This is a genomic window from Pontibacter sp. GD13, from assembly GCF_058216355.1.
This window is the reverse complement of the sequence record NZ_JBYZMQ010000005.1, coordinates 114,176-137,265: the sequence shown is the minus strand read 5'-3', so window position 1 is coordinate 137,265 and position 23,090 is coordinate 114,176. Positions and strand designations below refer to the sequence as shown.

Genomic DNA, 23,090 nt, shown 5'->3' with positions numbered 1-23,090 from the left:
TTACCAGCAGCAGTAAAACCCACCCAGGAAACACCGAAAGGTTTAAAGCCAGGAGGCCCTGCGATACGTTATCGCAGGGCCTCCTGGCTTTAAGTTTAAACAAGGGAAACCCCGTTCAAGCTGGTGTATAAAGGCTAAAAAACGTAGCGCACATGCAGGGCAGTGTCCCAGTAGCCACCACCTCGCGGTATGTTAATGTAGGGCTTGATATCGGCGCCAATAGTAAAAGGAATGTCGCGGATATAATACTCCAGACCCAAAACGCCATCAACACCGAGGCCATACACATGGTCGTTGTAGTACTTATCATGGCCACGCTCATAGTAATAGCGGCCGTCGTAAAAGCCGACGTGGCCGCCCAGGCCATAGTACCATTGCAGGCCAGCGGCATTAAATGCCTGTGCGTGCTTCTCGTACAAAACCGTGATAACCGTGCCTCTGTACTTAAAGCTGGTGCTGAGGATACCCTCTATTGCGGCATCGCTTTTAATAAAGTGCTTTATGGTAAGGCCCGAAGCGGCGCCGCCCCTGAAACCAATACCCGTTTTGTAGCCGCTTTGTGCCTGCGCACCAAGGGCAACAGCAAACAAGAGGACAAGAGAAAATGAAATGCGAAGAATTACTTTCATGAATGTATAATGTGTAAGGGTATTAAACCACCGTGCCATGATTGGCGTGGTGGATGCAAAATTAAAACTTCTAACGGAGTTAAACGGTTTTATTGTGCGGTATTGGCTAGTTTTTAACTTCTTTCTTGTAATCCTGCAGATAGGCTGTGCGCTTCGTGCGTTGGCCCACAAGTTTAAAGAAGGAGATAAAGTTCTGGTCATCCGCTTTGATGGCCCTGGCAAAGGCATCCGACTCCTCGCTATCCTCAAAGTCCTGGATGTACTGTTGCCGTATAAAGGCAGCTTGGTCCAGCTCCTCGGCGGCTTTTATGTCAACTAGGCCGGTTTTTTGCCAAAGCTTTTTCCACCAATCAATGGTATGTATAAAGTACCAGTAGTTTTGATAATCCCCCTTTAGAAAGTCAGGCACCTGGTGGGGCGTCTCGATCTCTTTGTTAAAGCACACGTCCACTATAGCCAGATAACCATCCGGCTTGAGGAAGCGGGCAATGTAGGGCAGGTACTTCTCGTCGGTGCCGAAATAGGTGTAAGAGTCTACCACGATCACCGCATCGAAATACTCCTCGGCGAAGGGAAGTGCCCGTGCATCGGCTTCCAGGGGCATGACCCTGTCCTGGCAGCCTGCGCCGAGAATACGCTGGTAATTCTCGCTGGCCGAAACTGCCGGGTCTACGGCCCAGACGCTCACGCCGAACTCATTGGCCAGGAAGATAGAACTGATGGCTTTGCCACAACCCAGGTCCAACACGCGCATGCCCGGCTCCAGATCCAGCGACCTGGTGAGACTTTCCAGGTTTAGGAGCACATTCTCGCCCATGGAGTGCTGCCGCACCCATTCCGGGTCGTAACGCGAGGCCTTCGGGAAAGCGGAATTAAGGACTTGCTGCTGCATAGAGTAACGTAAAAGTATGTGCAGCTTACGGAGGGGCAAAGGTTATGGTTTAGCGGCCAGTGTGGCAATTTCGTGCGAAGTATGGATATGCACGCCTTTCTGATCTAGGGAGGCGGCTGCTACCATCGCGCGCGCAACTGTTTCGGCTTCTATGGGTTTGTAATCTTTCAGCGGCCCCACCATCAGGCTGCTCAGGGGCTTCATGAGTTTGGAGGCCCATTCTTCTCCGGTTCGCTTCTCTTCCCGGTCGCCCAGCAACAGAGAGGGCCTGAAGATATGCACGGCACTAAACTCCGGTAACTGCACGTCGCGCTCCATCTCGCCTTTCACCTTGTTATAAAAGATCATGGAATCGCTGTCGGCGCCCATAGAGGATACGACCATAAATTGCGCGGCCCCTTTCGTTGCCGTTACCTTGGCCAGCTCTACCACATAGGTATGGTCTACTTTATAGAAAGCTTCTTTAGAGCCAGCCTTTTTTATGGTGGTGCCCAGGCAACAGAAAACGTCATCGGCTACCAGCACGGAAGCGTAGGACTTCAGCTTGCTGAAATCCATCACTTTTTGCTCCAGTTTGGGGTGGATCAGGGGCAACTCATGGCGCCCTACAGAAATAACCTGGCTATACCTGTCGCTTTGCAGGAGCAGGTTTAAACATTGGCCCCCTACCAAACCGCTGGCACCGGCAATCAGTGCGGTTCTTACTTTTTGCATTTATTTTGGCTTACGCAGAGAGTACGTTTTTAATCGCTATATAGTCTATAAAGTATAAAAATTTAATGGAGAAATTGTTATTTTGCGGAGCCCGAAACGTGTTTGAGAGGTTATCCAGGTATAAATTCTGGATTGTGTTGCTTCTGTCCTGTATCGCATTCTTCCAGACTACACGCAGCTCGCTGCCAGGGGCAAAGCGCCAACTATACACCAGGTCGATGTTAAAGGTATTGTAATTGATGTCTTTAAACGTCGACAGGTTGCCATTCCGTTCGGCTGTAGTGGGCTGCAACAACCCACCCGCGGTCAGCTCATAAAACTGCGCATACTCGGCTCTGGACCAGTAATGGCGCATGTTCAATGACAGGCCCGCTCTCTCGTTAAAGATATAGGCCCCGGAGAGCGTGGTGGTGAATGTGGTTACCGTACGGTCTCCGAAAATAGTGTGGGAGTAGTTATCTTTACCAGCATAGCCGATGTTCCGCTTCTCCAGGTTGTAGTTATTGTTGCTAACCAATGAGAATTTATCGTTAACCCTGAAGCGCGGGTTAAGGCTTGCCCACCAGTTAAGTTGGTCATAGCGTTCTGAGCGCCAGATGCCGGTAGAGGCGTCTAGGGCTACTCGGCGGCGGTAATCGGTGCTGATGCCCAGATTGGTGTCAAAAGCGGGAGGCCGGATAAACACTTGCGGAAACGCACGCGCTTCGAAGTAATCATACAAATTGCCCGGGCGCACCCCAAACCGTGCATAGGCGCTCATGAAATTACGGAACCGCACGTTCGTGCTGGCGTTCAGAGAGTTGCTCACAAAGGCGCGTGGGGCATAGAGCAGGCTGCGCCGTACGCTCAGGCCGCTTCCCCAGGATAAGAACTTCCAGACAGGCTGATAGAATGTATAACTGACATTGGCCCCCACATTGAACTCGTTGGGGTTCTGCAAATAGCCCAGGTCGTTTATCTCGTAGGTATCAGACTCCACGCTGTGGCTCAGGCTATACTGCAGGTTGCCGCTAACTTTGGCCAGCGTAAGGTTGTACTGGTGGCCCAGCGAGACATCGGTGGGGAGCGTATCGCCCCTGAGCACCTTGTTGTAAAGCTGGCTCACGTTACCTCCCGCACGCAGGGCAAACGTGTTGGTGGCATCGGCAAAGCGCGCCTGCAAACCGGAAACGTTTGCGTCGTATTGCCCTTTGGCGCGAGTCACGTTGGTGTTGGTAAAGGTCAGGAACGAGTTGCGGGGCAAAGTCTGGTCCAGCACAAAAACATTGTAGTTGGTGAAAGGGTCAGTCAGGATCTCCCTTTTATGGCCGCTAGAGTCCTGGGCCAGGGCGTACATGTTGCGGGTAAGGGCGTTAAACAACCCGATGCCGAGGCCCGACCTTGTGCGGCCCGAGATCTTTGCGGCGTTGAGCAAACTACTTTGGGCCGGGTTCTCCACAAGGGCCTCTCCGGTGCGAAGCGAGTCGGCGGCGTAGGCCCGAAAAATGGGGGTGCCCCCAATGCGGCGTGAATAGAAAAGTCCGGCTTTGTTAAACAATTCTGTGCCCTCGGTAAAAAACTGCCTGTTCTCACTGAACTTCACCTCGAAAGGACTCAAATTCAGCACCTGGTTATCTGATTGGGTCTGGCCAAAGTCGGGAACCAGGGTCACATCTAAGGTAAAGGCATCGTTGAGGCCATACTTTACGTCCATGCCGCCGTTTAGGGAGTGGCTATACTTGCTTTGCCCTGGTTTTGCCCCCGAGTTATGGTTTACATACCCCGAAACATAGGGTGTGAACTGGAGCCGCACCGGCGACTCGATGCCTTGTATTCCTACTGCCTGCCCTTCCTGGTTCACGAATCCCTCTATGGCGTTGTCCACGTGGTTCCAGTATGATTTTTCGCGGGTGCGCCTGATGATGCGCATAAAGTTCACGCCCCAGGTCTGCACTTCGGTTTTCGGAAAGCGGATAGCGCCATAGGGAATACGCATCTCCACCACCCACCCGTCGGGGGTTCGCTTCGCCTGACTAGCCCACACCGCGTCCCAGTTCCTGTCTTCCCGCCCCTGCGATATCTTAATGTCCGTCTGCACCCCGGCCGCCGACACCATAAAGGCAAACGCGTTTTGCTTGTCGTTGTAGGTGTCCAGGAACACGCCAAACATATCGGCGTTGTTTTCGCCGGAGTCGCGCTGGCCAAGCTGGGTAAGTACAGAATCGGGGGCGGTGTCGTGTAAAACGGCGCCAATGTATACGGCCTCATTGTCGTAGAGCATGTATACCTCTGTGCGCTGCGAAGAGGGCTTGCCGTTTAGCGGGTCGTAGCGCACAAAGTTCGTGGCTGGGGTTACCGTTTGCCATATCTCAGGCTCCAGGTAACCATCCAGCACAGGCGCGGTGGCTGTACGCCCAGCCTGCGTTGTTTTTACTTTGGCGTTGTTGCCCTGGGGGTTAGTAGCGGCAAAGGCGCAGATGGCGTGGGTGAGGAAAAGGGTAAGGGCAAAAGGTAAAAGTCTGTAAAGCATGGGCTTGGCACGGCGCCAGGTGCAGGCGCGGTTGTTAATGTTTTGTGATATGGGCTCTGTTAGGATATACGGACTGGCTGCGGCAGCCAGGTCAGGCAAGGCGGATGCTGTCGTCGGACAGGGTGATCCGGCCGGCTTTGTACAAGCCACCAATGGCACGCTTAAATGTTTTCTTGCTCATGCCCAACGATTGGTAGATCTCCTCGGGTGTGCTGTTATCGGATAAAGGCAACCAGCCGCTGCCTTGCTCCAGCAAGCGGATGATTTTATCGGAGGCCTCCTCTGCCTCGTCCTTCTGGGTAAGGCCGGGCTTGCGCAGCGTCACATCAATTTTGTTGTCGGGGCGGATGAGTTTAATGTAGCCTGATGTTTTATCACCGATGCGCAGGTCTTTGAACACCTCATTTCGATAGAGCATGCCCAGGTAAGTGTTGTTGATGATCACCTTGGTGCCGAGGTCTGTGAAGCTCGCCACCAGGAGCTGTACCTCTTCGCTTTCGGTCAGCCTAATGTGCTCGTTTTGCAGGTATTTTCCCAGTTTGGTAGTGGCCACCACCCGATCCGAGGCCTCATCGAGGTAAAGGTAAACGCAGTATTTGCGGCCGATCTGCATTTTGTTCTTTTGGTTGTTCAATGGCACGAACAGGTCTTTTTCCAACCCCCAGTCCAAAAAAGCGCCAAAAGGGGTTTCATCTTTACAGGTAAGGCAGGCAAAATCGCCTACTACCGCATAAGGCGTCAGGTTGGTGGCGATGATGCGGTCCTCAGAGTCGCGGTACACGAACACACGCACGGTATCGCCTACCTGTGCCCCCTCGGGAATGTATTTGCTTGGAAGCAGAATGTCGCCATCTTCAGAGGTTAAATAAACGCCAAAATCTACTTCGCGTGCTATTTCCAGTTCGTTGTAATCGCCTAACTCTACCATGATGATGCTTGTTGTAAGATGCTGTCTTACAAAGCTAATAAAAAGCAGGGTTGCTTGAAAGTTGGAACAAGGGTTTAATAAGCCGCATCCCCTGCTTTTAGCGCAAAATGACTGTCCAGGGACAGGGCCAGCCCTACACTTACCTGAATTCCGCCACCCCCGGGCGCACAAAACGGAAGTCGGTGAAGTCGTAGTATGATCTGGAGGATTCAAAGATTTTGAAGTTATTGAAATCCTCGTTTATAGGCATTTTAGGATAATAGCCCAACAATATCTGAATGGTGCTGAAGGCGAGGTACTCGTTTCGGAACCTGAAACCGATGCCGTAGCCTCTATAAGGAGCATTTTTGAACGGGGAGCTTTTGTTGCCCGTGGAAAGCCAGGCCACATCGGCAAATAATACGGTGGCAAGCCGGAAGCCAAGCAGGGAAAGGGGGGTGTATAAATTAGCTTCGTAGTTAACCGTTACCCGGCGCGAGCCCCGAAGCAGGTCGGAACGGAAACCGCGGAGCCCGCTCTCGTTGTTAATGGCAAGCAATTCTTCCGGGTTTCTGTTAATGCCCAGGGTGCCACGCCCTAATATATAATGCCGTAGTTTCCAGTTGCCCCATTCCGCCAGCCGGGTGAAATAAAGTGACTGCATCTCTAGCACGCCCTGCTCAAAGTGTTCGTCGCGCAGGAAGGTGCCGTAGGTGGCCCCCATAAAAAGGTAACCAAAGGTGGGGCTGTACTTGGCCGTGGAGGCCGATGCCGCAAAGTAACGCCGCTCCTGAATGCTGCCTTTCTCGTAGCCTCCCGTAAACGACACCAGCGTGCCGGCAGGGATGTCCTCTGTACGGCCAAAGCCAAAAAGGTAGCGGTCTTTGTAATATTTCCGGATGCTATAGCCCACACTCCCCAGCATTAAAACATTACTTTGAAAGTTTTCGGTGGGCACCGTGCTGTAATTCGTTTCGATAAAGCGGGCCCCTACAATAATGCGCCCCCTCGATTCATAACCCAGGTTATAGGATTTGAACTTGAAGGAGCGCCCCAGCCACGCATCGCGGCGGGCGTAGCTAAGTTCTCCGAAACGCGGAATGGTATCTTGCGGCGTAGGGGGCAGGAGCAGCTGCTCGTCGATCCAGCTTACCCCGATAGCGCCGGCATACTTGGTGGTGGTCGAGAAGAAATCGCGCCGGAAGAATACACTCTTCTCCTTGTAGTAGTTTTGGTCGATGTAGGTAAGGTCGCTGGATATGTACGTTTTGCCGATGTTCTCGATGGTGTAAGCGCCTGTTACCTCCCAGGGCCGTGGCCGGTTCATGTTAAAGCGGTAACTGCCGCGCACCTGGTGGCCCTGGCCCAGGAAATTCAGCTCCCGCAGCGACACCCGGCCGGCGCCGGAAGAGGGGGAGTAGGAGCCTGAGCCCCCCAGGCTGAAGATGTCCTTGGTGAGCACGAGCACATCCACACTGTCGTCGGTAGTTGTCTGCTCGTTCACAATGATGCGGGCATCCAGGAGGTATTCCGTCTGGCGCAGCAAACGCTCCGATTCTATCAGGGCCAATGGGCTTAGAGCTTCCATCCTTCTGAAAAGCAGTTTGTTTCGGATCAGTCCCCGGCCCGTTTTCACGTGAAGCGAGTTGCCTGCTTTCTCAAAGAAATTCTGCGGAACCCGTGCTGTGTCATTTATCGAATATCCGAAAGCGTCGAGCGTGATGATATCCAGGTTCCGGACTATTTTGAAGTTATGTTTTTCATACTCCCGCCTGATCAGTTCCGCATCCAAACCATACACTTCCTCTTCGCGCCTGTCGAAAACCAGGATAGATTTGAGAAGCTTGCCCATGATGGTCTTCCGCTCAGACATTTTCCGCAGGTTATCCATAAAGCGTTCGTCAAACCGCTGCTTGAGGGTGTCGGGAGGGGCGGCGGTGGTGTCTGCTTTGGTCTTGGGTACATCCTGGGCCTGGCAAATGCCTGCACACAGCAGCAGCACCCCTAATAAAACAGGGAAGCGGAACTGCTTGATGTGAAGCTGGTGCAAAGACATGTTAAGTTAAGGGCGATGGGGTTAGGCGGCGCTGAAGCAAGTTTCTAATATAACGATTTCTGGGAGCAGAAGTGCTAAGAGGGGGCAATTTTGATATAGGGGCAGTTTTTGCCTATAAGAATGTGCTAACATTATTAGTAAAGTAAATGGCTGTTGATAACTGGTTGATAAATAAATACTAACTATTTTGGTTTTGCTAATCTCATGTGCGTATCTTTCATTCAGATTAGCGCTAAAGCTTGTGCAAATGATAGTAAAATTTCCTGTAAGCTAAAAATATTAGTACTTTAAAAGCGTGCACAGAAAGTCTCGCTGCCATGGACGCGAGACAGATAGCATGCCAGATGTATACAAAGTACAAGCAATAAGCGCAGGTTGCGCAATTGTAGTGATGTGACTCCAGGATCATGCCTTCTTTAATGAAGTAAGTTAATTTAACATAATGGCAATACCGATAAAGCGTTCGAGAGTTTTACATTACACTTCCCGAACGGTTCAAAAAAAGAAAATTAAGATCATGAGAAAAACCCAGAAAGTTGCCCGTGTTTCGATGTACTGTAAGTTGAACATGCTCGTACCAAAATTGCAGAGCCTTTCTTCCCGAATGCAGACAGAGCCCGTGGAGAAGAACAGGGGCTGTTATGTGGTTAGTAAATAAATAACACAGCCTGTAACTTGTTAGCCTAAAGCTTCCCGTAGTATATGTTTACCTGCTGGCGATGCTGCCTGATGCAGATTTGAGCCTGTTTGCACTCTTCCTTTAAAGGTGTAAAGTGAAGTGTTTGGTTACTACACGTTACGTGTAATGATCGCGCAAGCGCAGGAGAGCGTTAATTTGCCACACAAGCATTTTTGTGCGCTGAAAAAAAGGGCGGTAAAGCTGGTGCCTGAAACCAACCTGAGCGTGCGGTTCCGAAATAGGAACGAGGACCTTTAACGGGATATGTACGAAAACGAAGAGCAGAGTGGTTACCAATTGTACTCCATGTGAAACTATTTTTAAGGAATATACGTTTAAACTACTATATATTGCTTTAGTTGTACCTGCGGAAAATTGCTTTCAGAGTAAATCTCATTGCTTTTGAGCCTGATTCGCGCTAATCACATTTTTGCACCATGAATACACGCGTACGAAAGAAACTCATTCAAGTAGCTCGCGGTAGAGCTCATTTAATGACCTTCCAAAACCTTATTTATGAGGCTGAGCTCGGCCTTAACCTCGAGAACCCTTATGAAAAGTCGATGCTGGCAGAAGTTATCGATGAAATCTCAGAAAGAGAGTATCAAGCTGGCAGACCCTTGCTCAGTTGCCTGGTACGGGTGAAGGGCCAGAAAAACCAGGGCGACAGCTTTTTCAGGATGTGCGAACGCCTGGGGCTGGGAAACTGGAAAGAACTGAAGCGCAACTCGCAGTTTATAGAAGAACAGCGCGAAGCTTGCCGTGAATTCTGGCAAGACAAACAAAATTTTTCTTCTTACTTGTAGTAACCATTTTGCGTTACTAAAGGCACGTAACGGCAGAAGATCTTATCCCTGCCGTTACGTGCCTTTATATTTTATAAGCTTTTCTCACCTTGCAACTCGCTTGGACTTTGTGGCAAGGTGCCTAAAAAATTAAAGTGAGGCTGTCAGGCAATTCTTGAATAAGAGAAAAGTGCCCGCAAATAAAAAAAAACAGCACTACGCTTTCAAGCGAAAAAGATTCTATTCAAGCGAAAAAAGAACATTCCTGTCTATTTACAACGCCTCCTCATCAGGCAGTACAACTCCAAAAATATTGCTTGCTTTCCGAAAAATTAAACACAGCAATACAAGCCACAAAATTTAAGGATTGCATATACTAACAAAGGGTGTGTACACTCCACAAAAAGGGCGCTCTTGCCCGAAAACCGGAAGGCTTTATACTTTAGAATGACATATTTTTAAATATATTCTTGAATATATTTAAAAATAGCGCTTTATTTATATTTCATACATATTAAATCATCTAAAAAGCACTTTTATAAAAGTTGAAGCACTTAAAATTCCTGCTTGTTGCTTAACTGGCTGAGCCTGTTAATTCCAATTTTATAAATTCCATGTATATGAAAGCAAACTTTACAAACACGGTTTTAGTATCAGCACTTATTTTTTTATGCTGCTCCAATGCTTTTTCTCAGAAGAGAAAATTTGGGAAAGTAGATGAGTCTGAACTCACCATGCGCACCTATGCCCAGGACACCAGTGCGGCAGCGGTGATCTTGTATGATTTCGGTGAGAGTGCCTTTATTTTCAATGATAAAGTCAATGTTGTTTTTAAAAGGCATGTACGAATTAAAATACTGAAAAAATCGGGTTATGACTGGGCCAATTTCAGCATTCCCTACTACACAAAAAATGCTGACCGAGAGCGGGTAATTGGCATCAAGGGCTATACATCTAACCTGGTTGACGGAAAAGAGCAAAAAGACAGGCTGGATGCTAAAGGTATATTTGAGGAGCAGAGCTCGGAGAACTGGCATGCAAAAAAATTTACGATGCCAAACGTGAAAGAAGGCTCTGTGCTGGACATTACCTACACCATCCAGTCTGATTTTATTTACACGCTCAGAAGTTGGGAGTTCCAAACAACCATCCCTACGCTCTGGAGTGAGTACCAGGTAGAGATTCCGGAGTATTTTGATTACAAGTTTATGATGCAGGGATACCTGGCGGTGAGTGAGGCTAACAGAAGCCAAACCAATGTAGCACAGGCCAATATGTTGAACAACAAGTATTATTGGATTCTGAAGGATGTGCCCGCCCTGAAGACTGAAAAGTATATTACTACCCTGGACGACTACCAGTCGAAAATCGATTTTGAGCTGGAGCGCGTGAAATTTCCGAACGAGCCAATTAAAACCATGACGGGTAATTGGAGTGATGTGACCAAAGACCTGTTGCAAGCTGAGAAGTTTGGCCTGCAACTGAACCGGAACAATTTTTTTAAAGAAGATTTGGCCGCCGTGTTAGCCCGGCACAAAGAACCTGAACAACAGATGCAGGCAATATACAACCTGGTGAAGGCGAAAATGAAGTGGGACGAGAAGTTTGGCATTTATACCGGCAACCCAATCCGGAAAGCGTATGATACTGGTAGCGGCAGCGTGGCGGAAATTAACCTGCTCCTTACGTCTATGTTATTAGAGGCAGGCCTGGATGCAGCCCCTGTTCTGATCAGTACCAGAAGCCATGGCAGAGTACGCTCTGAAATGTCGCCGATGGTTACCAAGTTTAATTATGTGGTAGCACATGTAAAAATCGGTGACAAGGAGTATATGCTGGATGCCACAGACCCACTGCTGCCAGCTGGCATGCTTCCTGTGCGTTGCCTGAACGGGGAGGGTCGCCTGATCAAGAAGGATGACCAGCGCTGGGTAGCCCTGAATGCCACCTCGCCTTATACGAAGCTCTACAACGCAAACATTACCATAAACAAGGAAGGCGAAATTGTAGGAACGGGCAGCGAGTCTGCCGGGGGATACCATGCACTTTCGTTACGCAGATCTATTCTGGAAGAAGGGGAAACGAAGTTTCTGGATGGTTTGGCAAAAGAAGTAGGGGGCTTTACGGTGGAGAAGCCTGAGATTGGTAACCTGAAGGATATTACTGGTCCGCTTAACATCAGTTATGCCATTAAATCATCGGGAAACGGACAGGCAAACGATATCATTTACCTGAACCCGATGATGGGCCAGGGCGAAAAGGAAAACCCGTTTAAGTTGGAGGCGCGCCAGTATCCCGTAGATTTTGCCACCTCGATCGATGAAACCTTTATTGGCCGCTTCGAAATCCCCGAGGGGTATGAACTGGAGGAGGCCCCTAAAAGTATGTCGGTTACCTTACCCGAAAACAGCGGCCGGTTTATGTATATGGTGCAGCAGGAAGGCAAGGTGGTGCAGATCATGAGTAAGATCACCATTAGCAAGCCTGTTTTCTATGCTCCGGAGTACCCTTATCTAAAGGAATTCTACAACCATATTATTGCCAAGCATGCCGAGCAGCTGGTGATCAAAAAGAGTGTAGCCCTTAAAAACTAAGCCCCATGCGACTAATTTATACTTTTACCTGCCTGCTGGCTGCCTTACTCTTTGCCATACCGCAGGGGGCGGCGGCTGGTTCCTATCCCAAAGATACCAACCTCATCGTTCGCTCGGAGCAAACCGTTTTCACCGTAAATGCCATTAACAGCGGCACCACCACGTTTAACACCACCATCACCATTCTGAACGACAACGGGCAGCACCGCGCAAAACTGTATGTGCCGTACGATAAGCTGAGCAAGGTGAACTATATCAGAGGCGTGCTGTATGATGCCAACGGGAAAAAGGTGAAACAGCTTAAAAACAGCGAGATAGTGGATATAAGCGCTGTATCCAATAGCTCCCTGATCGATGATAACAGGGTGAAGGTGGCCAACCTGGTGCATCCGGTTTACCCTTACACGGTGCAGTTTGAGTACCAGGTTACATCCAGAAACATGATGTTCTACCCGTTGTGGCGCCCCCTGGATGAAGAGGGACTGATGGTGGAAAAAGCGACGCTGCGGATTGAAATACCCAAAGGTGAAAAGCTGCGCTACCTGGAAACCAACATGCCCGAAAAGGTGGCTATGGAGCACACCGCCACGCAGGATGTGTACAGCTGGCAGCTGGAAAACCTGGCGCCGATGCGTGAAGAACCCTATGGCCCGGACCTGAGCGAAGTGGCCCCACAGGTGCGCACCGCCCCCACTGATTTTGAAGTGGATGGCTACAGGGGCAACATGGAAAGCTGGGAGAGCTACGGCCTTTGGATCGGGCAGTTGAACAAAGGGCGTGATGTACTCTCACCGGAAACAGCGCAGAAGCTGCAGGAGATGGTAGCCCACCTGCCCACACCGGAGGAGAAGATTAGCAAAGTGTACGATTACCTGCAAGGGAAAACCCGCTACGTGTCCATACAATTAGGTATAGGAGGCTGGCAGCCCTTCGAGGCAAGCTTTGTAGACAGTAAAGGCTACGGCGATTGCAAAGCACTGACCAACTACACACAAGCCATGTTGAAAGCAGTTGGCATTAATGCTTACCAGGCCCTGATCCGGGCAGGCGATGATGCGCCGGATATCCTGACAGACTTTCCGAGCAGTCAGTTTAACCACGTGGTTTTGTGCGTGCCCACTGCCACGGATACCATCTGGTTGGAATGCACCAGTCAGACGAAAGCCGCCGGCTTTGCAGGCAGCTTTACCGGCGGACGGCATGCGTTGCTGATTACGCCAACCGGTGGCAAACTGGTAAGCACCCCGGCGTACTCGGCCCAGGACAACGTGCAAAAGCGGAACATACTTGTAAAGCTGGATGAGAAAGGGAACGGCCAGGCCCACGTTACCACGCTTTACACTGGCATCCAGCAGGAGTCGCGGAGTTATATCATGCAGGACTTAAAACCCGAAGAGCAACGGAAATGGCTGTACCAACAAGTAAAGGTCCCTTCTTTTGAAATTGTCAGATATACCCTGGAGCAACAAAAGAAACGAGTGCCCGAGGTAACGGAAACACTGGAGCTTACACTACGCCAGTGCGCCACTCTAAGTGGAAAACGGCTTTTTATTAGTCCTAACCTGATGAATAAGTGGACCTATGCGCCCGAGCCGGTGGTAAACAGGAAGACGGATGTGGTGCGTACCTTGTCGTTCCTGGATGTGGATTCCGTTACGTTTGAGGTGCCTGACGGCTATACTTTAGAACACAAACTGCAGGACCTTAACGTGAAGTCTGTCTTTGGGGAGTATAAAACCAACATCAAGATCAGGGAACAGCAGGTAATTTATGTTCGCTCGCTGCAGATTAACAAAGGAGCTTATGCCCCGGAAGCCTATAGCGCGTATGTTGCCTTTATGAATGACATCATAAAAGGCGATAAGCAGCAGGTGGTTTTTGTAAAGAATGCACCCTGATAGATTTATGTTTTGAGGTGTTTCTGCCTTATTAAACTAAGGTATTCAAGGTGATATCAGATTTGGAAAGGTGTAGTTTATCGGCTACTAAGTACAAAATAAAACTTAAGCAGCAGCAACAGGTGTAGGTATACTTGTTGCTGCTTTTTTTACTCCCAGCTCCCCATGTACTTATAGAGAGGGTTGAAGAATTCTTTTCGCATCAGAGGAACACAACTTCTATACTTCAGCCCCTAAAACCGATACCTTGCCTGCGCTTTCACATCCGACCTGATCGGGCCTTCAATGGTTTCTAAACCCGAGCCCACACTCTTCTGCGCGCGGTAGTGCGTAAGGCCATACTTTACCCATACATCCAGGTTGCGAAGCGGCCTGAACTGTGCCAGCGCATACACCCGGGTGCCCTTGCCGCTAAAGGCGGGAATACTGAAAGCATACAGCACATCGCGCTCATACACATACTGGCGGGTATCATAACTGTCGGTGTCGAAGAGGGCGTAGCGGGTACTGAGACGAAAGTTACCAAAATTCAGGTTAACGTCCTGTGCGATCAGGTAGCCTGTCTGTTCGGCAGCCTCCTGCGCATAGCTGCTGAACTGTACCCGCGACTTCAAGGTCAGGGTTTTAGTGGGGGCAAACTCATAGTATAACAGGTAGTTACGGCGCAGCGCCTGCGCCACATAATCGATTGGCGTGGTGTTGGCGGCGGCATTTAATCCTTTGCTCTCGGCCCTGAACTGTGCGTACAGTCCGCTTTGGCGGTTGGGTTTAAAGTATAACCTCACCAGGTACTCATCGCCATGCGAGGGGGCATCCACGCGGTAGCGGAGCCACGGAAAAACGAAGAGGTCGTAGTAGGCCGTCAGTTCCCACTTAGGATAAGGTTTGATCTTAATGCCGGTGTAAAATCCCCGTTCGTTTATGTTGCGGGTGGCCTCGCCGAACGCGCCGCCATAAAATGAGTGAAAATTGCGGGCATAATTCCGGTACAGCAACGCCACCTCGGCCTTATTCGATAAATTGGCGATGAGGCCGTTCACGGTGGCCAGGCCGCCACTTTTGCTAACCGCTGTTTCTCCGAAGGCGAAAATGTTTTGCCAGGTATAACTATAGTTGGTCCCAAAAGTATAATTATCGGTGCCGCTAAACTCAAAACGCTGATAAGGCGCCCCGGTTTTTTGTAGGGAGGCCCTGTAGTGTGTACCCAGGGCAGTTATACCTACGGTGAGCGCCTTGTCAGGAGAGAGGTAACTGACGTTGGTACCGTAAATCTGCTCCCTGACCTGCTTCCTGTTTGCCAGCTCAGTAGGCGTTCTGTGGAAACCGGTGCTTTGTATGCCTGTGAATAAATCACCCGGCAGGCTGAGGCTATCTTGCTGCTGCTGGATGTTGGCATCTACGAGCTTGTTGGAGTAAAACCCCGTCACATCCACTTTACCCAAAGTATAAGTAAGGGCCGCACCCCTGAAAAAGTCATTCTCCAGTACAGAGCTGTAGGGCCTGATGCCCAGGTTGGCCCTGCTCACCGTCGTGATCGTCTCGCTCCCTTTGCCCACGCTGTACCCCGACGATAAGAGCAGCCCCTGGCCAATTTGCAGCTGGTAATCGCCGAGGGCAATGGCTTTAAACCTGCCCTTGTTGTAAAGCTGCAGATGTGCGGTGTAAAAATCAAACCCGTACCGGTTAGTGGCCGGCGACCAGGCCAGGGCTTCCCCGGCATCTTTCTCAGCTGTAATCCCGAAGCTGTAGTCCTGGGTATGGCTGATGCGGTAGCGCAGGTACAGTTTATCGGGAGAGCCCAGGTAGCGGCTGCTGGCGCGGCTGTTGGTGTCGGTGGGGGTGTAGCCCCGCCGCATTTGCAAAGTGCGTTCATAGCGCAGGATGAGCGCATTATTATCTTCCCCCACTACGCGTTGCCATAAGGGCCGCTGGTCAGCGTTTAGGCCGGCGTCTGCCACGGTAACAAAAGGCAGCAACTGGTAGATGGTGAGCAGCTCCAGGCCAGGCACTGCCTGAAGTTCATAAATGCTGAGGAGCTGGCCATTTTCTTCTATATATTTGAACAGCGCTGCAATCTGAGGCCTTGAAAGTATAAAAAGCGAGGCCAGTTCCTCAGGGCTGGTGTGGTTCAGGTCAACGGGGCGTTGGTAATACTGGAAAAGCGTTTCGTAAAAGTCTTCGTAGGCAATGGCGTCATCTTCCTGCAGGGCGAACAGCTCCTGTACAAACAGGTCGAAATCAATGTGCTGGCGTGGGTATTGCTGCGCCTGCACCGGCAGGGTCAGGCATAAAATAAACCAACACAACAGTAAACTTCGTACCATAGGCATTCGCTGCGCCGGAGCTTTGGATTTAGGGCCTGGTCCGGAAAAACAACAATTTGAGTTAATTACGTAATAGGTTTACTGTACATCAGCTAAAAATAGTTACATGGAGTTATTTTACATCTTTTCAGGTATCCTGGTCATTTCAGCCATCTTCGCCTACATCAACCAACAGTACATCCGGTTACCGGGCGCCATTGGGCTGTTGTTGGCGGGCTTGCTCATCTCGCTGCTGGTACAAGGGATAGGGCAGGTCTCACCCAATTTTGAAACTATGGTGGAGGCCAAGCTCCGGGAGATAAACTTCTCTGAAGTACTGCTTGACTTTATGCTGAGCTTCCTGCTGTTTGCCGGTGCTCTGCACACCGACCTGGATAAGCTGCGCAAGAGCAAATGGCCTGTGCTGATATTTGCCACCGTGGGGGTACTCATCTCCACGATGGTGACTGGTACTGCCTTTTACTACTTGTTGCAGTTACTGGGGCAGCCAATCGAATTTATCTATTGCATGCTCTTCGGGGCCCTTATCTCCCCAACCGATCCGATTGCGGTGCTGGGCATCTTAAAAAAGGCCAAAATTCCGAAGCAACTGGAGGTGAGCATCACCGGGGAGTCGCTTTTTAACGATGGTGTGGGCGTGGTGGTGTTCATTGCCCTGTTCCAGATAGCCCAACGCGGCCTGGGGAACGTGTCGGGAGGCTTTATTGCAGAGCTCTTTTTGAAAGAGGTGGCGGGTGGCATCGGCTTAGGCCTGCTCATTGGCTACATCGCCTTTTACTACATGCGGCGCATTGACCATTACCAGACGGAGGTCCTGATCTCACTGGCCGTGGTTACAGGCGGCTATACTATTGCTCACCTGCTGCATTTCTCGGGACCGCTGGCCATGGTGGCCGCCGGCATCCTGATCGGTAACCAGGGCACCCAACTGGCCATGAGCAAGGTAACCGCCGATTACCTGACCAAGTTCTGGGAGATGGTGGATGAGATATTGAACGCGGTGCTGTTCGTGTTGATAGGCCTGGAGCTGATGATTGTGCCTTTTCACAGAAGCTACCTGATCATCGGCCTTATTACCACCCTTATCGTGCTACTGGTGCGTTATTTTTCCCTGGCTGTGCCGTCTTATGTGCTGCGCCTGCATCGTACCTTTGCCCCTAACACGCTTTCGATTATGACCTGGGGAGGATTGCGCGGAGGTATTTCTATCGCGCTGGCCCTCTCCCTGGCACCCGACATGCACCGTGATTTTATTGCGGCCATCACCTACACGGTCGTGCTGTTTTCACTGATGGTGCAGGGCCTCACCATTGAGCCGTTTATAAGGCGCCTGGAGAAGCGTGACCTGGTGATGAAGGGGGAGTGAGCGCTTGCAGCTTTTGAAACTGGTAACTGACAGCGAAGTGATGACTTTGCCCCAGTAAAGTTGTGGCGCCAAAAGCATAGTCAACCAGTAGGTGGCGGGCTTTAAAACCTGTCCCAAACGACAGGCTGTTACCCAGCGTATTAAAACCAGTCCGAAGCACCAGCTTATCCAGCAGGATCGTGTATTCCATTCCGGCCTTAAAGTTGGCATCGTAGTCCAGGCTCTTTTCAGTCTCTATGGCCAGCATGAGTTTTGTGTATGGCCTGTAGGCGAAACCTGCTTTCATGATGGTAGGCAAGCGCTCATCTTCATAAGAGGCCAGCTTTGCCTGGTTCAGGTTATAGGCATGGGCCCCAAAATACAGTCCGGGCACCACCTCGGCCTGCCCCCCAACAGAAAGTGCCAACACCTTGCGGCTTCCGTACCCGGCCACGGACAGCTGCCACAGGTCAAGTTTTGCCCCCAGGCTAAACTGCCCGAGCTTGTGCCCCGCACCGACCCCGATGCGCTGCTGACTGAAAAGCTCATCTCCGAACCTGCTTATGCTAAGGCCATAGTTTCCAAAACGGGCAGTAGGGTAAACGCCTGTAAAGCCTACGGTTGTAAAAGCCCGCACCCCAAACCTGTTCTCGACATATGCACCTGCCTGAGGCTGGGCAAGGCTAGCAATGCCGGCTACGTTGTTATGCGTCGCCCACAGGTCGGTTAAGGTAACAGAGGCATTGCCCAACGCGGCGGCGCGGGCACCCAAAGGTGTGCCTGGCTGGGCCAGTGCCATGCCGAAAGGCTGGCTAACTAGCAGGAATAAGCATAAAAATTTTAAGAAAGTTGTCAAGTATGCTTTTTTATTGAGGAAGTAGCTGATTCTTACGGGGTAATGTGCGATTTGATTTCATAACAAAATATTTCTCACTTTTTAACGCTTCTGGTGAGTCATCTCATTGGATATATTTTAGGCATACCCGTTCAGAAGTGATTTATTAGGAGCACTAATTTGTACAAATAGCTAAAGCAATGAATTATTATATATAATTAAATAAATTAAAAATATAAAATAAATAAGTAAAATTTTTTTATACTCTATTTAGTTTTCCAGTTAGTAATAGCTAAATACATGTATGAATAAATATTTTATCCTAAAACAAATTGCTGATTACTAAGTATTTATATCTGGTAGGTTACTCTTTCCGCTGAAGCTCGTCGGCTCTTGCCACGCTAAAAATTGTATGCAGTGGTTTGGCATCCTCTCTCACACAAATGTTTAACAATACTTATACTTGTTATGAAAAGAGTATTACTCCTTTGCTTTGTGTTAATGCTTGCCGTTTTCCAGCAGGTAATCGCACAAGACAGGCCGGTAACAGGCAAAGTGCTTGATGCCGAATCCGACCAGGGTCTTCCAGGGGTTTCTGTGGTGGTAAAAGGCACCTCTACTGGAATAACTACAGACGCCTTCGGTAATTTTGCTATCACCGTGCCAGCAACGAACCCTGTGCTGGTTATCTCCTATATTGGCTACATCCGGCAAGAGGTGCCCGTATCCGGCAGGGATAACATTACCGTGCGGTTAGAGCAGGATAACCAGCAACTCAGCGAGGTTGTGGTACTTGGTTACAGCGAACAAACCAAGCAAAAACTGATCAGCTCGGTTTCTGTAGTGGAGTCGCAGCAGCTTGAGTCTGTGCCGCTGGCAGATGTGAACCAGATCATACAGGGTAGGGCACCGGGCGTTTTATCTACAGTGGGCAGTGGGCAGCCTGGCGCGGCGGCCAATATACGCATCCGGGGTACAGGCTCTATTGATGCTGGCAGGGGCCCCTTGTATGTGATAGACGGCGTGATCATTGAGTCTGGCGATTTTACCAGAAACACCCCGACTGCAGACTTGTTAAGTACGATCAGTCCGAGCGATATTGAAAGTATCTCTATCCTGAAAGATGCCGCTGCAACGGCACTGTACGGCTCCAGGGCCGCCAACGGTGTAGTGTTGATCACCACTAAAAGAGGAAAGGCAGGCAAAACGCAGTTTACCCTCAGAACCCAGTATGGCCAGACCGTGCCAAACCACGGTGACTTTGAGGTGCTAAACTCAGAAGAGTTAACCGAGTATGACAGAGAGGGTCTCCGGAACCTGGGGCTCCCTGAAGCAGTTGTGCTTGACCTTCGGCCAGACAGAGACGTGGACACCGATTGGATTGATGCCGCTTTCAGAAACGGCACCACACAAAGCTATGATCTGTCTGCAGCTGGCGGAAGCGAGAATCTGAGATTTTTCTTTTCAGGTGGTTACTTCAACCAGGAAGGTATTCTGATCGGCAGTGAGTTTAAGCGTTATTCTACTCGCCTGAACGTTGATAACAACCCATCTGCCCGGTTTAGCTGGGGAACAAATGTTAACCTGTCGTATACAAATCAGCTTTCAGCCTCTCCGGGTAATCAGTTCAACAGTCCTTTGCTGGGAAGTTATACCATGCTACCCTGGGACAGGATAAGAGACCCCGTAACCGGTGAATTACTTGTAGGCGACGATTTTGAGAGCTTTACGGCAGACAATTTTGTCCGCTCAACCGCCCTGAACCCCACCACCACCAACACCCTGCGGGGCATTGGCAACGTCAGAGGCCGTATCGAGCTCATCCCGAACCAATTAAGCTATAAGTTAGTGCTGGGGGTTGATTATACAAATATTGACGAGGACGACTTTACCGACCCAACCACCCCTGACGGATTTGACTCACAAGGTAGAAAAACGAACATCTTTAGTAAAAACATCACGCTAACTGCACAGAACCTGTTGAACTACAACCATACTTTTGGCGAGGCGCATAATATATCAGCCCTGGCCGGTTACGAAGCGCAAAGATTTGAGCGGGATGCCTTTGATGTCTCGGGTACTGGCTTTGCATCTGGCCGCTTAACCAACCTGGGCGCGGCAGCCACCGCAGAGTCAATCGGGGGTACGGCTACAGATTATTACTTCTTATCTTATCTAAGCCAGGTAAACTACGACTACCTGAGCAAATACTTTTTAACCGCCAGTTTCCGCCGCGATGGATCTTCCAGGTTTGGGGCAAATAATCGCTGGGCAAACTTCGGGGCGGTAGGCGTTTCCTGGATCGCTACCAACGAGTCCTTCTTGGCGGGCATGGATGCCTTGACAAACCTGAAGCTGAGGTTGAGCTATGGTATTACCGGCAATGCTGACATCGACAACTTTGCCTCCAGGGGCTTGTATAGTTTTACCGCTGCCTACAACGGCACTCCGGCCAGTTTCCCTTCGCAGCTAGAGAATCCGGATTTGACCTGGGAGCGTAACAAAACCCTGAACCTGGGCCTGGATTTTGGTTTATTTGAGCGCGTGAATGCCAGCGTGGATTATTACATCCGAAAATCTGACGACCTGCTGTTGCAAGTGCCAATTTCTTCTACCTCTGGTTTTACCACCATCTTCAGAAATGTGGGTGAGGTCGAGAACAAAGGCCTGGAAATCGTGATCTCCTCCCAGAACCTGGTCGGGGATTTTACCTGGACGACAGACTTCAACATTGCCGGGAACCGCAATAAAGTGGTCAGGCTTAACGAAGGCCAGGATATTGCCAACGGCACGCAGTTGATTAGGGAAGGCGAGCCGATCAGGTCTTTCTTTTTAAGAGAATACCTCGGTGTTGATCCGCAAACAGGCACCCCGCTCTGGAGCGATGGCGAGGGGGGCGTGACAGGGAGTTACAACGTGGCGCCCAGAATGATCATCGGCAACGCAGAACCCGATTACTATGGCGGCCTGAACAACACATTTAAATGGAACGGCATAGAGCTATCAGCGTTTATTTACTTCATCGAGGGCAACGACATTTACAACCAGACCGCTCAAATTCTGGACAGCGATGGCCTGCGGTTTGGCTTCAATCAGTCTGATGTGGTGCTGGACCACTGGAGGCAACCGGGGGATATTTCGAACCGGCCTTTCCCTATTGCTGGTTCGGGCAACAACAATGCCCATGGCACCTCCACCAGATACCTGGAAGACGGTTCCTACATTCGCTTAAGAAACGTGGTTCTTGCCTATAACCTGCCTAAGAATTTTATAAGCAAGGCCGGCTTATCAAGCTTACGGGTATACCTGCAAGGTCAAAACCTGCTAACCAAGACAGATTATACAGGCTTTGATCCCGAGCTTGCCGAGAATGGCACAGAGTTTTTCCGTTATCCAAATGGCAGGGTGGCCACGTTCGGCATAGATTTCGGATTTTAAGCGGAGCTGATTGATCAACTAAAATAACTACGAAAATGAAAAAGTATCTGTATTATTCCATACTCACGGTTGCCCTGGGCTTAACTACATCGGCTTGCAACGATAAGCTGGATATAGAGCCCCAGCTGTCGTTAAGCGATGATGAGGCACTGGCCACCTTTGCGGATCTGAAAACGGCTGTGTTCGGTATGTACGATGGCCTGCAAAGTATAAATTATTACGGGCGCGACTTTATAGTGATTCCTGAGGTTGCCTCCGATAACATGTTTATCGCCATCAGAAACTCAAACAGGTATCTGGCATTCAGGGATTTTAACTTTACTGTGAATAATGGCAATCTGGAAGGTTTCTGGAACCAAGGCTACAGTATAATTGCCCGCGCCAACAACATCATCAACGCCATTGATGGCGTAGAGGGCGGAACCCAGGAAGAGCGGGATCAGCTACTGGGGGAGGCGTATGCAGTGAGGGCATTGGTGCATTTTGACCTTGTCAGGTTCTTTGGCCAGCCCTATATCAATCAGAGCGGTGCTACACTAGGTGTTCCCATTGTGTTGAAAACAGAAGTGGGCACTCCTCCACGCGCTACGGTAGCAGCGGTTTACACTCAGGTAATAGAGGACTTAACCAAAGCACAGGAGCTGTTGAGTACCAGCCAGGATCTAATACCGCAGCGTATTACAAAAGCTGCGGCTGCCGGGTTGTTATCGAGGGTGTACCTTTACCAAGGTAACAATGCTAAAGCTGTGGAAGCGGCCAACGATCCATCCTTAGACCCCTTCAGCCTGATTCCCCAAAGCAACTACGTGGCCTCTTTCGGCTCGTATGGTTCTTCGGAGGCTATTTTCCAGCTGGCTTTTGAATCTGATGAAAACAGGGGGTCGGATAACCTGGGGAATATTTTTATCCCGACAGGCTACGGCGATGCGCGTCCGACGGATGAGATTATCAATCTGTATCCTGCCAACGATGTGCGCCGCGGCATTATCAGGACAGAAACCAAGGGTTCAGAAACAGATGATTTTGCATTCAAGTACCCAGGGCTGGCCGGTATACCTGGTTTGGGCGCTCCCATTATCCTGCGCCTGTCAGAGGTGATTCTGAACCGTGCAGAGGCGAATGCCAAGCTGGGCAACTACGACGCTGCTGTGGAGGATTTGAATGCGATACGAACGCGAGCGGGACTGGCCCCGATATCACCTCCTCCCTCCGACCTGCTGGAAGAGATTCTGGTGCAGCGCAGGCTTGAGTTAGCGTTTGAAGGCCACCGTTATTTCGACATCTTCAGGTTGGGCAGAGACTTAGTGCGACAGGGCAGCGACTGCCCGGGAAACACAAATTGCACGGTGCCTTTCGGAAGTAACCTGATTGCCTTCCCAATACCCCAACGTGAAATAGATGTAAACCCGAATGTGGAGCAGAACCCAGGTTATTAACGCTATATGTTAAATGCATAAAAAAAAGCTGCCCTGCCTTTTAAGGCCG

General features: G+C 50.1%; 14 protein-coding genes. 6 read left to right on the top strand and 8 right to left on the bottom strand.

Going from position 1 to position 23,090, the window contains the following annotated elements; genetic code table 11:
* Positions 1-134 precede the first annotated feature (134 nt).
* The 6 genes from AC4BAN_RS09340 to AC4BAN_RS09315 all read right to left on the bottom strand — a co-directional run bounded on the left by AC4BAN_RS09340 (position 135) and on the right by AC4BAN_RS09315 (position 7,701).
* Positions 135-629: a hypothetical protein gene (locus AC4BAN_RS09340; protein WP_490564131.1), complete on the bottom strand. Its 495-nt coding sequence runs from the start codon at positions 627-629 to the stop codon at positions 135-137.
* Positions 630-735: 106 nt separating this feature from the next.
* Positions 736-1,521, bottom strand: a complete 786-nt coding sequence (locus AC4BAN_RS09335; protein WP_490564130.1) for a methyltransferase domain-containing protein — start codon at positions 1,519-1,521, stop codon at positions 736-738.
* 42 nt (positions 1,522-1,563) lie between these two features.
* Entirely contained in the window at positions 1,564-2,235 is a 672-nt protein-coding gene (locus AC4BAN_RS09330; protein ID WP_490564129.1) for an oxidoreductase, read from the bottom strand.
* A gap of 10 nt (positions 2,236-2,245) precedes the next feature.
* Positions 2,246-4,843: a DUF5916 domain-containing protein gene (locus AC4BAN_RS09325; RefSeq protein WP_490564128.1), complete on the bottom strand. Its 2,598-nt coding sequence runs from the start codon at positions 4,841-4,843 to the stop codon at positions 2,246-2,248.
* On the bottom strand, positions 4,836-5,672 hold the full coding sequence (locus tag AC4BAN_RS09320) for a CvfB family protein (RefSeq protein WP_490564127.1): 837 nt from the start codon (positions 5,670-5,672) through the stop codon (positions 4,836-4,838). Before AC4BAN_RS09320 ends, AC4BAN_RS09325 begins: the two co-directional genes overlap by 8 nt.
* A gap of 139 nt (positions 5,673-5,811) precedes the next feature.
* Positions 5,812-7,701, bottom strand: a complete 1,890-nt coding sequence (locus AC4BAN_RS09315; RefSeq protein ID WP_490564126.1) for a BamA/TamA family outer membrane protein — start codon at positions 7,699-7,701, stop codon at positions 5,812-5,814.
* 1,179 nt (positions 7,702-8,880) lie between these two features.
* Between AC4BAN_RS09315 and AC4BAN_RS09310 the strand changes: the two genes are divergently transcribed.
* The 3 genes from AC4BAN_RS09310 to AC4BAN_RS09300 all read left to right on the top strand — a co-directional run bounded on the left by AC4BAN_RS09310 (position 8,881) and on the right by AC4BAN_RS09300 (position 13,663).
* Complete coding sequence (locus AC4BAN_RS09310) at positions 8,881-9,192, top strand: hypothetical protein (protein ID WP_490564125.1); 312 nt, start codon at positions 8,881-8,883, stop codon at positions 9,190-9,192.
* 599 nt (positions 9,193-9,791) lie between these two features.
* A complete protein-coding gene (locus AC4BAN_RS09305; RefSeq protein WP_490564124.1) occupies positions 9,792-11,765 on the top strand; it encodes a DUF3857 domain-containing protein in 1,974 nt (657 codons plus the stop codon).
* A 5-nt stretch (positions 11,766-11,770) separates the two neighbouring features.
* Positions 11,771-13,663: a DUF3857 domain-containing protein gene (locus AC4BAN_RS09300; protein ID WP_490564123.1), complete on the top strand. Its 1,893-nt coding sequence runs from the start codon at positions 11,771-11,773 to the stop codon at positions 13,661-13,663.
* Between the two features lie 233 nt (positions 13,664-13,896).
* On the opposite strand, the gene AC4BAN_RS09295 is transcribed toward AC4BAN_RS09300, so the two are convergent.
* Positions 13,897-15,987 carry a ComEA family DNA-binding protein gene (locus AC4BAN_RS09295; RefSeq protein WP_490564122.1) on the bottom strand — a complete coding sequence of 697 codons (2,091 nt, stop codon included), beginning with the start codon at positions 15,985-15,987 and terminating at the stop codon, positions 13,897-13,899.
* A 106-nt stretch (positions 15,988-16,093) separates the two neighbouring features.
* On the opposite strand from AC4BAN_RS09295, the gene AC4BAN_RS09290 reads away from it, so the two are divergent.
* Positions 16,094-17,353 (top strand): cation:proton antiporter, encoded by a 1,260-nt coding sequence (locus AC4BAN_RS09290; RefSeq protein WP_490564121.1) that lies wholly within the window; start codon positions 16,094-16,096, stop codon positions 17,351-17,353.
* On the opposite strand, the gene AC4BAN_RS09285 is transcribed toward AC4BAN_RS09290, so the two are convergent.
* Positions 17,307-18,131: a PorV/PorQ family protein gene (locus tag AC4BAN_RS09285; protein ID WP_490564120.1), complete on the bottom strand. Its 825-nt coding sequence runs from the start codon at positions 18,129-18,131 to the stop codon at positions 17,307-17,309. The two genes, AC4BAN_RS09290 and AC4BAN_RS09285, sit on opposite strands and share 47 nt — an antisense overlap.
* Positions 18,132-18,635: 504 nt before the next feature.
* Here AC4BAN_RS09285 and AC4BAN_RS09280 point away from each other — a divergent pair.
* Positions 18,636-21,605, top strand: coding sequence for a SusC/RagA family TonB-linked outer membrane protein (locus AC4BAN_RS09280; protein ID WP_490564119.1), 2,970 nt, complete (start codon positions 18,636-18,638; stop codon positions 21,603-21,605).
* A gap of 35 nt (positions 21,606-21,640) precedes the next feature.
* Positions 21,641-23,041 carry a RagB/SusD family nutrient uptake outer membrane protein gene (locus tag AC4BAN_RS09275; protein ID WP_490564118.1) on the top strand — a complete coding sequence of 467 codons (1,401 nt, stop codon included), beginning with the start codon at positions 21,641-21,643 and terminating at the stop codon, positions 23,039-23,041.
* The last annotated feature ends 49 nt before the right edge of the window (positions 23,042-23,090 follow it).